This is a genomic window from Exiguobacterium sp. UBA5002 (assembly GCF_002396765.1).
Taxonomy (GTDB): Bacteria; Bacillota; Bacilli; order Exiguobacteriales; family Exiguobacteriaceae; genus Exiguobacterium_A.
Map to the genome: position 1 here is coordinate 1 of NZ_DGYQ01000047.1, position 14055 is coordinate 14055.

Genomic DNA, 14055 nt, shown 5'->3' on the forward strand with positions numbered 1-14055 from the left:
GCAGGTCGGTCTTTTTGTGTTATGTGAAACTTCAGACTGTTCTGATTATTGGTCGAGTCATTGACATGACACCCTCTGCTTGTTACCATAACATCAATATTCTTTTATAAAAGAGAAAGCGAGTGGATAACATGTGGGAGAACAAATTTGCTAAAGAGGGTTTGACGTTTGATGACGTCTTACTCGTACCCCGTCGTTCGAGTGTCTTGCCGCGCGACGTTGATTTATCTGTCACGCTATGTGAAGGGATCACACTTAATATTCCGTTGATCAGTGCTGGGATGGATACCGTCACAGAAGCACCGATGGCAATCGCAATGGCACGTCAAGGTGGTCTTGGTGTCATTCATAAGAATATGTCAATGGAAGAACAAGCAGAACATGTCGATCGCGTCAAACGTTCTGAAAATGGTGTCATCACGAATCCGTTCTATTTAACGCCAGAGCGTCAAGTCTACGATGCTGAGTATTTGATGAGTAAGTACCGCATCTCTGGTGTTCCAATCGTTAATAACGAAACAGAGCGTAAATTAGTAGGGATTTTGACGAACCGTGATCTTCGTTTCGTCAAGGATTACTCGACTGTCATTGAAACGGTGATGACGACAGAAGAACTCGTGACAGCAAAAGTTGGTACGTCCCTTGCTGAAGCAGAGCAGATTCTCCACAAACATCGCATCGAAAAGTTACCACTCGTTGATGAGAACGGTGTATTAAAAGGGTTAATCACGACAAAGGATATCGAAAAAGTCGAACAGTATCCACATGCTGCGAAAGATCAGTTCGGACGTTTACTCGTCGCAGCAGCTGTCGGCGTAACGAAAGACGCTTCGACGCGCGCGAAGTTCCTTGTCGATGCAGGTGTCGATGCACTCGTCGTCGATACGGCACACGGTCACTCAGAAGGTGTTCTTCTCAAAGTACGTGAACTTCGTGAAGAATATCCAAACTTACCAATCATTGCGGGTAACGTTGCGACGGCAGAAGCAACACGCGATTTGATTGAAGCCGGTGCATCTGTCATCAAAGTTGGTATCGGACCTGGTTCGATTTGTACGACACGTGTTGTCGCAGGCGTCGGTGTACCACAAATCACAGCCGTCTTCGATTGTGCGACAGAAGCACGGAAACATGGTGTCTCGATCATCGCTGACGGTGGCATCAAGTATTCTGGAGATATCGTAAAAGCACTTGCTGCTGGCGGTCACGCTGTCATGCTCGGAAGCTTACTTGCAGGAGTAGAAGAGAGCCCAGGTGAGATGGAAATCTATCAAGGACGTCAATTCAAAACGTACCGTGGTATGGGTTCTGAAGCATCGATGAAACGCGGTAGCCAAGATCGTTACTTCCAAGAAGCAGACAAGAAGTTCGTTCCAGAAGGAATCGAAGGACGTGTCGCTTACCGTGGTAAACTCGGCGATTCGGTGTACCAACTCGTTGGTGGTATTCGTTCAGGTATGGGATACTGTGGTGCTGCAACGTTAGAAGAATTGCGTGAAGAGACACAGTTCATCCGTATGACGGGTGCTGGTTTGCAAGAGAGCCACCCGCACGATATTCAAATTACAAAAGAAGCATCGAACTATACACGTCAGTAAACAAAAGCCTCGTCTTTCTCTAGTAGAGAAAGGCGAGGCTTTTTTCATGATGATTTACGCAAGTCCCATGCGTCCATCAATAATCGTAATCCTTCCGTCAACTCTTGCTCAGTGAGACTCGCAAATCCAAGGACGATTTGAGGCGTATCAGAGAGAAGCGGTAACTGGGCGTATTGAGAAAGACCATATACTTGGATGCCTTGCTGTTGTGCCCGCCTTACTAGCTCCTGCTCCGTCATCCCGTTCGCTACGGAAACAACGACATGGAGCCCCGCACTTTCGCCGGTCAATCGTAAGGCAGGAATCCGGCGAAGTGATTGGATTAAGACGTCGAGCTTGCGACGATAGACTTTACGCATCCGATTGAGATGTCGTTCAAAGTCGCCCTCTTTCATGAAGCGCGTCAAGATCGTTTGATCGAAGCGCGAGACACTACAGGTATAGTGTGATAGTTCTGTTTGATACCGTGCGCGTAAGACTTCGGGTAAGACCATATAACCAATCCGTAGGGAAGGCATGAGTGATTTTGAGAAAGTACTCATGTAAATGACACGATTGCTGTCCATGTTGTGCAAAGACGGAATCGATTTACCGCTGTAGCGGAATTCGCTATCGTAGTCGTCTTCGATGATAAAACGGGTCGGATCCATCGCCGCCCAGTTTAATAACTGATGTCTTCGGTTGACGGATAAGATGCTACCGGACGGAAATTGATGTGCTGGTGTGATATACATGACATCGACGTTTGATTCCTGTAATTGATCGATTCGTAATCCATTCGCATCAACACGAATCGGTTCAATCATGCGTTCATGATTTTCAAGTAAGAGGCGTGTCGTATGATAACCGGGATCCTCGATACCATACGTGACGTCGCGTCCCAGTAAGAAGAGGACGAGCGGCAACAATTGCTCGACACCTGAACCGACGACGATTTGTTCAGGAGAACAGACGACACCACGGGAATGATAAAGATAGGTCGCAATCTCTTCGCGTAGTGCTAGATCTCCTTGCGGATGACCGAGTGAGACAAGTGGGTGGTGATCGGTATCGATGATATCTTTGGCATACTTTCGCCAACGGGCAAATGGGAAAGAGATCCCTTCAATCTTACTTGGATGAAAATCATACGTGATGATCGGTTTTTCTTTAGTCACACGTGGTTCGATGACGGGTGAGGTTTTGACGTAAGCGAGTTCCTCATAGGCAAGAACGAAGTACCCTTTACGTGAGATGGATTCGACATATCCTTCTGCGACGAGTTGTTGGTAAGCAAGCTCAATCGTCGTTTGACTTAAGTTCAAAAATTGACCGAGTTTTCGTTTGGATGGTAATTTCGTGCCGTATGCTAAACGACCGGCAATGATTTCATTTCGGATCTGTTGATAAAGCTGTTCATAAAGTGGTTTTTCCTGATTGCGCGTGAGTTGAAATGATAGCATGTCCATCTCGTCTGACTCCTTCTTCTTAAACTGACCTGTTGAAATCATCATAAACTGATACTTTTAAAAGTGTCAACGTTCCGTATACTAAAGGAGTGAAAGTCAACCAAGGGGGAATGGATATGGAACGTCAACAAGGAACGGATCGTGTCAAACGTGGAATGGCTGAAATGCAAAAGGGTGGCGTCATCATGGACGTCGTCAATGCGGAACAAGCGAAGATTGCGGAAGCAGCAGGTGCTGTTGCAGTCATGGCACTTGAACGTGTTCCATCTGATATTCGTCGTGACGGAGGCGTCGCACGAATGGCGGATCCGTTGATTACGGAAGAAGTATACTCGGAGCGGTCTCGATTCCCGTCATGGCAAAATGCCGGATTGGTCATATCGTCGAAGCACGTGTTCTCGAATCGATGGGGGTCGATTTCATCGATGAGAGTGAGGTCCTGACTCCGGCAGATGAACAATATCATTTACTGAAGTCAGAGTTCACCGTGCCGTTCGTCTGTGGCGCACGTGATCTTGGGGAAGCCGCTCGTCGCATCGCAGAAGGAGCCGCGATGATTCGGACGAAAGGCGAACCTGGGACTGGGAACGTCGTCGAAGCTGTTCGCCATATGCGACAAATTCAAGCACAATTGAATCAGATTTTACATGTCAGTCCAGATGAATTGATGACATTTGCGAAAGAATGGGGTGCTCCGTACGAAGTATTACGTGATATTCGGACACAGGGACGTCTACCGGTCGTGAACTTTGCAGCCGGGGGAGTCGCGACACCAGCTGATGCCGCACTCATGATGCACCTAGGGGCAGACGGTGTCTTCGTCGGATCAGGGATCTTTAAATCAGAACACCCAGAACGTGTCGCTCGGGCGATTGTCGAAGCCGTTACGTATAAAGATGATTTTGAACGGATCGCGTCTTTATCCAAAGGACTCGGAACAGCAATGAAAGGAATCGATGTCACATCGATGCCGTTTGAGGAACGGATGGCGACACGCGGATGGTAATCGGTATTCTGGATGTTCAAGGAGCGGTCCGTGAACATCGACAGCAGCTTGAAGGTCTTGGTGTCGATGTCGTTCTCGTCAAACAAGTGAGCGATCTCGATGGACTCGATGGACTCGTCTTACCAGGAGGCGAATCGACCGCGATGCGTCGATTGATCGAACGCTATGAATTACTGGAACCGCTTCGGGAAAAAGCGACGACGTTACCGATGTTCGGAACATGTGCCGGAATGATTTTACTCGCAACCGCTGTCGAAGCAGGACAAAGTCATCTCAACGCGATTTCGATGACGGTCCGTCGAAATGCCTTCGGTCGACAAATCGATTCATTCGAAGGATTGCTACCGGTTGAAGGAATTGAGGAACCAATCGAAGCAGTGTTCATTCGAGCGCCATTAATTCTGTCTGTCGGGGAAGGAACACGAGTGATTGCGAAAGTTGAAGACCAGATCGTTGCCGTCGAGACATCATTACACCTCGCGTGTTCGTTTCACCCTGAATTGACAGAGGACGATCGCTTGCACCGCTATTTTTTACAAAAAATCAAACAGCGGCAGTCCGTCCGTTCATAAAGCGTGGAAGCATCTGATAGGTTCTACTGTCAGGTGCTTCTTTTGTGCTACACTATTCGTAAAACGAATGATTGAGTGAAGGAGAGACACGATGAAACGAATTTTACTACTCTGTTTAAGTGTGCTCCTAGTCGTAGGATTTCCTACAGCGGGACAAGCAGCACCTTCGATTCAAGCAGAGTCTTACATAATGGCCGATGCGGTCACAGGGAAAATCCTCCTTCAATCGGAAGCGGATGTTTCGTTGCCCCCTGCTTCGATGACGAAGCTGATGACGCTCTACCTCGTCAGACGACAAATCGAATTAAAAAAACTGACGTGGGATCAAAAAATCACGCCGAGTGCAAAAGTGTTAAAGCTTGCGAAGACGTCCGGAATCGCGCGTGTTCCAGTTAAAGATAAAACATACACGGTTCGCGAGATGTATAATGCGGCGTTCATCAAATCGGCCAATGATGCAGCGGTCATGCTAGCCGAAACTGTCGCCGGTTCAGAAGCGGCGTTCGTTGAAAAGATGAATGAGACAGCAAAACAGTTCGGGATGAACGACACGGAGTATGCGAATGCCTCTGGTCTAGATGCTGTCGATGCGACCCTTCCAGGAACGAATTTGATGACAGCGACCGATATCGCATTACTCGTCATTCGCTACATCAAGGATTACCCGGATGCACTGGATGTGACGAACAAAACACAGATGAAACTTGATGGAGAGGTCTTAAATAACTCGAATAAGATGCTGACGAAGGAAAAATTCGCATATGCCGGCATGCGGGGGATGAAGACCGGAACGACTGATTTAGCCGGTTATTGCTTCGCTAGTGTGACGACGCGGGATAATATGACGCTTGTCACGGTCGTGATGCGAACGGATTCCGATCAAGCCCGTTTCAAGGAAACGAAAAAATTACTCGACTATGGTTTTGCGACGTTTGAGCCATTGACGTATTACGGAAAAGGCGAACGGATCAAAGACGTTCTTCCGATTAAAGGGGCAACCGTCCGAAAGCTAGACGTCGTCACGGACGGTTCGTTATATGTCACGGTCTTAAAACAAGCGAAGACGCGGGAACCACGGTTCGACTTCTCAAAAACAACGGCTCCTGTGACGAAACAAGAAGTCGTCGGTGCGGTGCAGGTCGCGGACGAAGGGATCTATCTACCAGGATTTGAGACACCCCGCGTGAATTTGTATAGCGCAACTGCTGTTCCACTTGCGAGTGTTCCGACACGCCTCGTCCGCGCTTGGACAGCGTGGTCGAAGCAAATTGAACAAGCGATTCAACAATCGACTCTTGTCAACTTCCAAGGCGATGGTGTAAAGTAAGACTAATCTCATAAAGATGCTATGAACGGACCAAGTAGATGTATCGATACTGTTAAGAGAGCTAGTGGGTGGTGTGAACTAGTCAGATCGATGGATTGAATCGAGCCGGATCGCACACCTTGCGAACAAGGTGCGGGTACGCCCGTTATCGCGTCTTAAGTTGGCTAGATGTGTCTAGCAATGAGGGTGGCAACGCGGATCCAGGTGATTCGTCCCTTTTCGGTAGAAATACCGGAAAGAGACGAGTCGCCTTTTTTTATGACATAAAGGAGGAATTACAGATGATTGATATTAAACGATTACGCCAAGATTTTGACGCCATTCAAGAAAAGTTAGCGCACCGAGGAGAGGACTTGACGGACATGAACCGTTTCCTCGCACTTGATGAGAAACGCCGAGAACTGATTGCGCGGACAGAAGTGTTGAAAGCAGAACGAAATGAAGCAACGAAAAAAATCGCTGAACTCAAGCGCAATAAGGAAAACGCGGACGAAGCGATCGCTGCGATGCGTAGTGTCGGAGATGAGATCAAGACGCTTGACGACGAGTTACGTGATGTCGAAGCGACATTGAACCAACTTCTCCTCGGTATTCCAAACATTCCACATGACAGCGTACCGGTCGGTTCTTCTGAAGACGATAACGTCGTCTTACGTGAAGTCGGTGACAAACCAGCGTTTGACTTCGAAGCGGTCCCACACTGGGATTTGATGGAGCAATTAAAAATCGTCGATGTCGAGCGTGCTGGAAAAGTAACAGGTAGCCGTTTCGTCTTTTACCGCGGAGCGGGTGCACGTCTTGAGCGGGCATTGATTAACTTCATGATGGATCTCCATCAAGATCAGCACGGCTACACAGAAATCTTGCCACCACTCATGGTCAACCGTGACTCTATGACAGGAACAGGACAATTGCCGAAGTTCGAAGAGGATGCCTTTAAGATCGAAGAGACGAACTACTTCCTCGTACCGACAGCAGAAGTTCCGGTGACGAACATGCACCGTGAAGAAATCCTAACAGCAGATCAGTTACCGATCGGCTATGCGGCGTACAGCCAATGTTTCCGTTCAGAAGCTGGTTCTGCCGGACGCGATACACGCGGTTTGATCCGTCAGCACCAATTCAATAAAGTTGAACTCGTTCGTTTCGTCAAACCAGAAGAATCTTACGAGCAGCTTGAATTGTTAACAGGACAAGCAGAGATGGTCTTGAAAAAGCTGAAACTGCCGTATCAAGTATTGAGCATGTGTACAGCTGATCTCGGATTCACGGCTGCGAAGAAATACGACATCGAAGTCTGGATGCCAAGCCAAGGCGTCTACCGTGAAATCTCTTCTTGTTCAAACTTTGAAGATTTCCAAGCACGCCGGGCACAGATTCGTTTCCGCCGCGAAGCGAACGCAAAACCAGAATTCGTTCACACGTTAAACGGTTCTGCCCTTGCAGTCGGTCGGACAGTTGCTGCAATCTTAGAGAACTACCAGCAAGCGGATGGATCAGTTGTTATTCCAGAAGTGCTTCGTCCATACATGGGTGGTCTTGAAGTGATCCAAGCTTAAGTCAGAAGGGGGAGTAATCCCCCTTTCTGTATTTTAAAAAGTTTTTTTAGAAAAGGTCTTTACACGTTAAAAGGCAGATGCTATCATAATTAATGTCAGGAAAACAGACAGGTCATCATTGATCTGGTAAGAAGTACGGAGGCGTACTCAAGTGGTTTAAGAGAACGGTCTTGAAAACCGTCAGGCGGCGAAAGCCGTGCGTGGGTTCGAATCCCACCGCCTCCTCCATTTTTATTTTTTGACAACGACATGCACGTTTTATAGCTTGGAGGCGTACTCAAGTGGTTTAAGAGAACGGTCTTGAAAACCGTCAGGCGGCGAAAGCCGTGCGTGGGTTCGAATCCCACCGCCTCCTCCACTTCTTTTTTTTTACCCAAAAATAAATATAATCATGGAGTCGTACCCAAGTCCGGCTGAAGGGGACGGACTCGAAATCCGTTAGGGGTCGCAAGGCTCGCGTGGGTTCGAATCCCACCGACTCCGCTTTTTATAAAGCATCTCAATTCTGAGGTGCTTTTTTGTTGCATCGATTTCTTCGTGCGTGCTATGGTTGCCTACGTGAAAAACGAAGAAGAGGTGGACGAAATGAACGAACAAACAAAAGAATCGTTGCTTTCGCATTATGCGATGACGATGACATATGTAAAAGACTTAGAACAGATTTCAGAAGAGGCATGGCGAACATCGTATGCAGAAGGTAAATGGACGATTGCTGAGATCATCGGTCACTTATCACCATGGGATCGCTTCATGGTCGCAGAGCGCATCCCGTACTTGCTCGCGTGTGAACCATTCCGTGTCGCACCAGATAGCCAAGCCGTCAATGAAGAAGCGGCGAAGATGAGCCGTGAGCAGCAACGGATCTTGACGATCGATGAGTTTTTAGTCAGCCGTGACTTGTTGCGCCGTGCAGTCGAATTGATTCCGGAAGAACGCCTGCAAGACAAGGTCGTCATTAAAGACAAAGAACTGACGATCGGTCAGTTCCTCGGAGCAATGGCTCAACATGATCTACACCATATGGAACAAATCAATCAAGTAATTGGTTAATGCGAGGGAGATGCGACACGCGTCTCCTTTTTTTGCGCAAAAAAGATCCGCCTAAGAGGCAGATCTGATCAGTTAGCGTGTATTGGCAATGCGAGCAACTTCAAGCTGCTTTTCAATCTTCGCGAGAATCCGGTCGATGGATTCTGGCTCGTTCAGTAAGTCGTATTCGTCGATCGACAAACGAAGTACCGGGCAGATCGTGAAGTTATTGATCCAGTTCGTATAGCGCTCGTACATCTCTTCCCAATATTCGATTGGTGTCTGTTGCTCCATCTCACGTCCGCGAAGACGAATTCGTTCTAGTACTTGTTCGAACGAACCTTCAAGATAGATCAAAAGATCCGGATGCGGGAAGAATGGTGTCATGACCATTGCGTCAAACAAACTTGAATATGTCTCGTAATCTGTTGGAGACATCGTTCCTTTTTCGAAATGCATCTTAGCAAAGATCCCTGTATCTTCATAGATCGAACGATCTTGGATGAAACCACCACCGTATTGGAAAATCCGCTTTTGCTCCTTGAAGCGTTCAGCGAGGAAATAGATTTGGAGGTGGAAGCTCCAACGTTCGAAATCATGATAGAATTTATCCAAGTAAGGGTTCGTATCGACTTTTTCGAGTGACGTCCGGAAACCAAGGGCATCTGCTAATCCGTTTGTGATCGTTGATTTACCGATCCCGACCATACCGCCGATCGTAATGACGGCATCTGCCGGGATGTTGTATTGTTCGCGTAGCTTCAAGTTCATGCGTGGTTCGCTCCTTCATATAATTCGTTCCGGATCGTCGTCAAGACGTACTCGAGATCTTCCGGCCGCTTGACGAAGTCGAGTGCATCCCCGTCGAAACGGATGATTTTGACTTCCGGATGTTTGGATTGGTATTCCGTGACGAATGTCTCGTAATCCTCGGCTAATTGTTCGAGATAGGCACGTGACATGTTTTCTTCGATTTCTCGTCCGCGCAGCGCAACACGTTTCATCAAGGTGTCGATGCTTGCGTTCAAGTAGATGACAGCATCCGGTTTCGGCATGTCTGTCGTCAGGATCGAATAGATTTGTTCGTACTTCTCAAGATGCTCTACCTTCAGAGAGCGGTGTGCAAAAATCAAGTTCTTAAAGATATGGTAATCAGCAACGACAGAGCGTTGTTTACTGAGGTAATGACGTTCGATATCATCGAGTTGTTTGAAGCGATTGCACAAGAAGAACATTTCCGTCTGGAAGCTCCATTCTTCGATATCTTCATAGAACTTTCCAAGAAAGGGATTTTCTTCGACGATTTCGCGTAACATAGAAAAAGAGAAATGGTGACTGATGGCGTTCGCAAGTGATGTTTTGCCTACACCAATCGGTCCTTCAACCGTTATGAACATATACAATGACCCTCCGTTCAGCAAAGTGCAATTTATATTTTAGCACAAAGAAGTACGACTTGCTGAAGTTTCAAAAGGAGAATTTTTTTAGAGTGAGGAGTATCATCGATGGAACGACAGGAACACTATATGCGCCTTGCGATCGAAGAGGCGAAAAAGGCAGAAGCGATCGGTGAAGTTCCGATCGGATGTGTCATCGTCAAAGACGATGAAGTCATCGCGACGGGCTACAATCACCGGGAAACGGATCAACAAGCGACGGCACATGCCGAGTTGATCGCGATTGAGGAAGCGTGCCGAAAACTCGGTAATTGGCGACTGGAAGGATGCGAGTTATACGTGACACTCGAACCGTGTCCGATGTGTGCAGGGGCCATCATGCTGTCACGAATCGGACATGTCATCTTTGGTGCCGTTGATCCGAAAGGTGGATGTTGTGGAACACTGATGAACCTGGTGCAAGACGATCGGTTCAATCATGTCTCAGAGCTGACGAGCGGTATATTAGAAAAAGAGTGTGGGGAGATGCTAACGACGTTCTTTCGGGAACTACGTGCGAAAAAGAAAGCACGAAAGTGGGCAATGGGTTGCATCACACCAGATGAAACAGTATAATGAAAAAGCACTGAAACAAGGTGCCACTAAAAATCGATAAACCATTTGCCGTGCTAGGTGGGGATGTAGCGGTTCCCTGTCACTCGCAATCCGCTATAGCGAGACTGAATTCCATGTCGAGGGATATGATTGGTGTGGTCTGCCTCACGTAAGTAGCGTTGACGTTTGAGTCCTACGCAACAGATACCCATGAACCAGGTCAGGTCCGGAAGGAAGCAGCCTTAAGTGGTGCTCTCTGTGTGTTGTAGGGGTGCTTGGACTGAGCAGGCTGCGTGAGTAACGCATGTTGAACATATTTCAGAATATGGTGCGCGGCAGTTTAATTTTTAAAGACAAGTCTACAGCCGGTTTCGGTTGTAGACTTTTTTAGGTAAAATAGAATGAGGAACTTAAAAAGAGGAGGCGCAAACTTGGCCTATCAAGCACTATACCGCGTGTACCGTCCGCAACGATTCGACGAAGTCGTTGGACAAGCGCATATCACCCGTACGATCCAAAATGCATTGATGGAGGGACGGATGTCCCACGCCTATCTATTTTCGGGTCCTCGCGGAACAGGAAAGACGAGTCTTGCCAAAATCATCGCTAAAGCGATCAACTGTGAGCATGCACCGGTCAAAGAACCGTGTAATACGTGCCCGACGTGTCTTGCGATCACGGAAGGATCAAGCCCAGACGTCTTCGAAATCGATGCGGCTTCCAATAACGGCGTAGATGAGATTCGGGAAATCCGGGATAAAGTCAAATATCCCCCTTCAGAAGCAGCCTATAAAGTCTATATCATTGATGAAGTGCATATGTTGTCGACAGGTGCCTTTAATGCCTTGCTCAAAACATTAGAAGAACCGCCGGCGCACGCCATCTTCATCTTAGCAACGACTGAACCACATAAAATTCCGGCGACGATCATCTCGCGTTGCCAACGTTTCGATGTGAAGCGGCATGAAGTCGATCAACTCGTAGAGCGGATGCAATATATCTTAAAAGATCAATCGATCGAGTATTCGGATACGGCATTACGATTGATCGCCCGAGCGGCGGATGGTGGTATGCGTGATGCGCTGAGTCTACTCGACCAAGCGGTTGCTTTTTCGAACGGTGATTTGAACGATGCGGCTGTTCTTGAAGTAACAGGGGCAGTAGAAGATGAAGCGTTATTGAATATTGCCCGTGCCTTACATGAACATCAAGTCGATCAGTTGTTACAGACGCTTGAGACGATGCAACGAGCGGGAAAAGATCTAAAACGTTTCGTGGAGGATCTCGTCTTCTTTTACCGGGACACGTTGTTGTTGAAAGCCTCTCCTACAGCTGTCGACTTGCTAGAGCGTGCGCGCCCGACGGATGAGTTCAAACAATTCGTTGAATCGATTGAAGCGGAGACGTGTTTTACGATCATTGATCAGTTACATGACTGCCAACAACAGATGCGATTGACGAATCATCCGCGAGTACTCGTTGAGATTGCCTTCATTCAAATCGCGGAACAAGGGAGAACGACGGGACAGATCGTCCAATCGTTGCAACAGGAAGTCCGCGAAATGAAAGAACAGATGCACCAGTGGAAGTCAAATGGTGTTCCAGCACAAGAAGCGGTTGCACCACAAGCGCAACCGAAGCGGAAACAAGGACGACCAACCGTTCGAATCGCCAAAGAGCGGATTCGCCAAATGCTAGAGCGAGCAGAGAAAGCGCAATTGCGCGAGATTCAAGAACGCTGGGATCACATCTTAAAATGGATTTTAAAAGAAGATGGCCCCATCTACTCGTTACTCCATGAGAGTAAACCGGTTCTTTGTTCAGCGGATACGTTGCTGATTGAATTCGATGACGGTAAAGGATGGCACTTTGAGCAGGTCATGACGAATGAACGAACACGTTTCGTGATTGAAGAAGCATTGTATGAAGTATGTGGCGTCAAACGCGAAATTTTAGCGATTCTCTCAAAGGATTGGCATGAACTGAAGGCAGAGTTTGTTGCTAAGCGAAATAGTAGTAGTATAGAAGAGAAGGAAACAAAACAAGAATCGGAGAGCGATCAGTTATTGTCCGAGACGCTTGGTCGTTTTGGTGATATCGTAGAGTTCGAAGATTAAATTCGAGGAGGAATACAGATGCGCGGAATGGGAAACATGAACAATATGATGAAACAGATGCAGAAGATGCAAAAGGATATGGCGAAAGCACAAGAAGAACTAAAAGACTTAACAGTGACAGGTACAGCAGGCGGCGAAATGGTCTCAGTCGTCGCAGATGGTCATAAAAATATCGTAGATGTCATCATTAAAGAAGAAGTCGTTGATCCAGATGACGTTGAAATGATTCAAGATCTCGTCTTGGCTGCAACGAACGATGCTTTGAAGAAGGTCGATGAACTCGTAGCAAGTAAAATGGGGAAATTCACACAAGGTATGAATCTGCCGGGAATGTTTTAATTCGTAGGAGGAAACCACTTGCAATATCCTGAAGCGATTAGTCGTTTGATCGAAAGTTTTATGAAACTACCTGGGATTGGTCCGAAGACAGCAGTTCGTCTAGCGTTTCATGTTCTTGATATGGAAGAGGACGATGTCTTGATGTTCGGAAAGGCATTGGTCAGTGCGAAGCGCGACATTGCCTACTGTAGTGTCTGCGGGAATATCACGGATCAAGATCCTTGTTATGTATGTACAGATAAACACCGAAACCGTACGATCGTCTGTGTCGTCCAAGATTCAAGGGATGTCATTGCAATGGAAAAGATGCGAGATTACCAAGGGTTGTACCATGTCTTACATGGAGCGATCAGTCCAATGGAAGGAATCGGTCCAGAGGATATCAATGTATCTAGTCTACTGACACGTCTTCAAGCGGACGAAGCGATTACGGAAGTCATCTTAGCAACCAATCCGAATATCGAAGGAGAAGCGACGGCGATGTATCTATCGCGTCTCTTAAAACCGACGGGTATTCGGATCACTCGGATCGCTCATGGTCTTCCGGTTGGTGGAGATCTTGAATACGCAGATGAAGTGACGTTATCTCGTGCAATGGAGGGACGTCGCGAACTATGAGTTGGTTTCGAAAGAAGATTCGCAGTGAGTACGACGAGCGTTTGTTAGAAGAATTAGCAAAAGCAAAAGAAGATTATTTGATGAAGCGTCATCTCTTAGAGATCAGCTATGATGACTATGGTGATTTAGAAGCACAAATGAAGTTAGCGGAATCACTGTATTTCTTCTATATAAGCGAAGCAAAAAGAAGACGCGTCTCATTGATGATGAAGTAAACCGCAGCCATTCTTGTCTGCGGTTTTTACATGCTCTAAAAAAACTATAAGTTATTTTAATAAAGTAGTTGCACATGTCTAATTATCGTGATATATTAATTCATGTCCTTAAGAGGACGAGCGCTTACGGCAAACAAGTAAAAAACAATTTCAAAAAAGTTGTTGACTTCTTGTTTCAGACTTGGTATTCTAATTGAGTCGCCAAAACAGGCGCGGACGAACTTTGAAAACTGAAC

General features: G+C 47.0%; 13 protein-coding genes, 3 tRNA genes, 1 other RNA gene, 1 pseudogene and 1 other annotated feature. Of the genes and pseudogenes, 15 read left to right on the forward strand and 3 right to left on the reverse strand.

Features of this window, described 5'->3' with window-relative positions; all coding sequences use genetic code 11:
- Positions 1-131 precede the first annotated feature (131 nt).
- A complete protein-coding gene (guaB, locus tag B4C70_RS14225; protein WP_029343029.1) occupies positions 132-1598 on the forward strand; it encodes an IMP dehydrogenase in 1467 nt (488 codons plus the stop codon).
- Positions 1599-1642: 44 nt separating this feature from the next.
- Here the strand turns inward: guaB and B4C70_RS14230 are convergent, their stop codons facing one another.
- Positions 1643-3046 carry a PLP-dependent aminotransferase family protein gene (locus B4C70_RS14230; protein ID WP_290780517.1) on the reverse strand — a complete coding sequence of 468 codons (1404 nt, stop codon included), beginning with the start codon at positions 3044-3046 and terminating at the stop codon, positions 1643-1645.
- 116 nt (positions 3047-3162) lie between these two features.
- Here B4C70_RS14230 and pdxS point away from each other — a divergent pair.
- The 8 genes and pseudogenes from pdxS to B4C70_RS14270 all read left to right on the forward strand — a co-directional run bounded on the left by pdxS (position 3163) and on the right by B4C70_RS14270 (position 8560).
- Positions 3163-4052, forward strand: a pseudogene (pdxS, locus tag B4C70_RS14235) (pyridoxal 5'-phosphate synthase lyase subunit PdxS).
- Positions 4046-4624 carry a pyridoxal 5'-phosphate synthase glutaminase subunit PdxT gene (gene pdxT, locus B4C70_RS14240; RefSeq protein ID WP_064299183.1) on the forward strand — a complete coding sequence of 193 codons (579 nt, stop codon included), beginning with the start codon at positions 4046-4048 and terminating at the stop codon, positions 4622-4624. The pseudogene pdxS and the gene pdxT overlap by 7 nt, the downstream one beginning before the upstream one ends.
- 91 nt (positions 4625-4715) lie before the next feature.
- Entirely contained in the window at positions 4716-5951 is a 1236-nt protein-coding gene (locus tag B4C70_RS14245; RefSeq protein ID WP_290780520.1) for a D-alanyl-D-alanine carboxypeptidase family protein, read from the forward strand.
- A 12-nt stretch (positions 5952-5963) separates the two neighbouring features.
- Positions 5964-6171 (forward strand) — a binding site (T-box leader).
- A gap of 61 nt (positions 6172-6232) precedes the next feature.
- Positions 6233-7510 (forward strand): serine--tRNA ligase, encoded by a 1278-nt coding sequence (serS, locus tag B4C70_RS14250; RefSeq protein WP_290780523.1) that lies wholly within the window; start codon positions 6233-6235, stop codon positions 7508-7510.
- A gap of 137 nt (positions 7511-7647) precedes the next feature.
- Positions 7648-7738: transfer RNA gene (locus B4C70_RS14255), tRNA-Ser, on the forward strand.
- 39 nt (positions 7739-7777) lie between these two features.
- Positions 7778-7868, forward strand: a tRNA-Ser gene (locus B4C70_RS14260).
- Between the two features lie 35 nt (positions 7869-7903).
- Positions 7904-7993, forward strand: a tRNA-Ser gene (locus tag B4C70_RS14265).
- Positions 7994-8095: 102 nt separating this feature from the next.
- Positions 8096-8560: a DinB family protein gene (locus B4C70_RS14270; RefSeq protein WP_290780526.1), complete on the forward strand. Its 465-nt coding sequence runs from the start codon at positions 8096-8098 to the stop codon at positions 8558-8560.
- A gap of 72 nt (positions 8561-8632) precedes the next feature.
- Here the strand turns inward: B4C70_RS14270 and B4C70_RS14275 are convergent, their stop codons facing one another.
- Together B4C70_RS14275 and B4C70_RS14280 are read right to left on the reverse strand one after the other, a co-directional pair.
- Positions 8633-9310, reverse strand: coding sequence for a deoxynucleoside kinase (locus tag B4C70_RS14275; RefSeq protein WP_029343036.1), 678 nt, complete (start codon positions 9308-9310; stop codon positions 8633-8635).
- Entirely contained in the window at positions 9307-9936 is a 630-nt protein-coding gene (locus tag B4C70_RS14280) for a deoxynucleoside kinase (protein ID WP_290780529.1), read from the reverse strand. Before B4C70_RS14280 ends, B4C70_RS14275 begins: the two co-directional genes overlap by 4 nt.
- A gap of 108 nt (positions 9937-10044) precedes the next feature.
- Between B4C70_RS14280 and tadA the strand changes: the two genes are divergently transcribed.
- From tadA to B4C70_RS14310, 6 genes are all read left to right on the forward strand, one after another.
- Positions 10045-10551, forward strand: a complete 507-nt coding sequence (tadA, locus tag B4C70_RS14285; RefSeq protein ID WP_290780532.1) for a tRNA adenosine(34) deaminase TadA — start codon at positions 10045-10047, stop codon at positions 10549-10551.
- A gap of 48 nt (positions 10552-10599) precedes the next feature.
- Positions 10600-10866: signal recognition particle sRNA large type (gene ffs, locus B4C70_RS14290), an RNA gene on the forward strand.
- 95 nt (positions 10867-10961) lie between these two features.
- A complete protein-coding gene (dnaX, locus tag B4C70_RS14295) occupies positions 10962-12647 on the forward strand; it encodes a DNA polymerase III subunit gamma/tau (protein WP_290780535.1) in 1686 nt (561 codons plus the stop codon).
- An 18-nt stretch (positions 12648-12665) separates the two neighbouring features.
- Positions 12666-12986 (forward strand): YbaB/EbfC family nucleoid-associated protein, encoded by a 321-nt coding sequence (locus B4C70_RS14300; RefSeq protein WP_023469881.1) that lies wholly within the window; start codon positions 12666-12668, stop codon positions 12984-12986.
- An 18-nt stretch (positions 12987-13004) separates the two neighbouring features.
- Complete coding sequence (gene recR / locus B4C70_RS14305; protein WP_290780538.1) at positions 13005-13604, forward strand: recombination mediator RecR; 600 nt, start codon at positions 13005-13007, stop codon at positions 13602-13604.
- Entirely contained in the window at positions 13601-13819 is a 219-nt protein-coding gene (locus B4C70_RS14310; protein WP_050679042.1) for a YaaL family protein, read from the forward strand. The genes recR and B4C70_RS14310 overlap by 4 nt, the downstream gene beginning before the upstream one ends.
- The last annotated feature ends 236 nt before the right edge of the window (positions 13820-14055 follow it).

What these genes read in the sequence shown, in the direction of transcription:
- B4C70_RS14300 (WP_023469881.1), top strand. Translation starts at nt 12,666, where the DNA reads ATGCGCGGAATGGGAAACATGAACAATATGATGAAACAGATGCAGAAG.
- B4C70_RS14275 (WP_029343036.1), bottom strand. Translation starts at nt 9,310, where the DNA reads ATGAACTTGAAGCTACGCGAACAATACAACATCCCGGCAGATGCCGTC.
- B4C70_RS14230 (WP_290780517.1), bottom strand. Translation starts at nt 3,046, where the DNA reads ATGGACATGCTATCATTTCAACTCACGCGCAATCAGGAAAAACCACTT.
- tadA (WP_290780532.1), top strand. Translation starts at nt 10,045, where the DNA reads ATGGAACGACAGGAACACTATATGCGCCTTGCGATCGAAGAGGCGAAA.
- serS (WP_290780523.1), top strand. Translation starts at nt 6,233, where the DNA reads ATGATTGATATTAAACGATTACGCCAAGATTTTGACGCCATTCAAGAA.
- B4C70_RS14280 (WP_290780529.1), bottom strand. Translation starts at nt 9,936, where the DNA reads ATGTTCATAACGGTTGAAGGACCGATTGGTGTAGGCAAAACATCACTT.
- B4C70_RS14310 (WP_050679042.1), top strand. Translation starts at nt 13,601, where the DNA reads ATGAGTTGGTTTCGAAAGAAGATTCGCAGTGAGTACGACGAGCGTTTG.
- B4C70_RS14245 (WP_290780520.1), top strand. Translation starts at nt 4,716, where the DNA reads ATGAAACGAATTTTACTACTCTGTTTAAGTGTGCTCCTAGTCGTAGGA.
- pdxT (WP_064299183.1), top strand. Translation starts at nt 4,046, where the DNA reads ATGGTAATCGGTATTCTGGATGTTCAAGGAGCGGTCCGTGAACATCGA.
- guaB (WP_029343029.1), top strand. Translation starts at nt 132, where the DNA reads ATGTGGGAGAACAAATTTGCTAAAGAGGGTTTGACGTTTGATGACGTC.
- B4C70_RS14270 (WP_290780526.1), top strand. Translation starts at nt 8,096, where the DNA reads ATGAACGAACAAACAAAAGAATCGTTGCTTTCGCATTATGCGATGACG.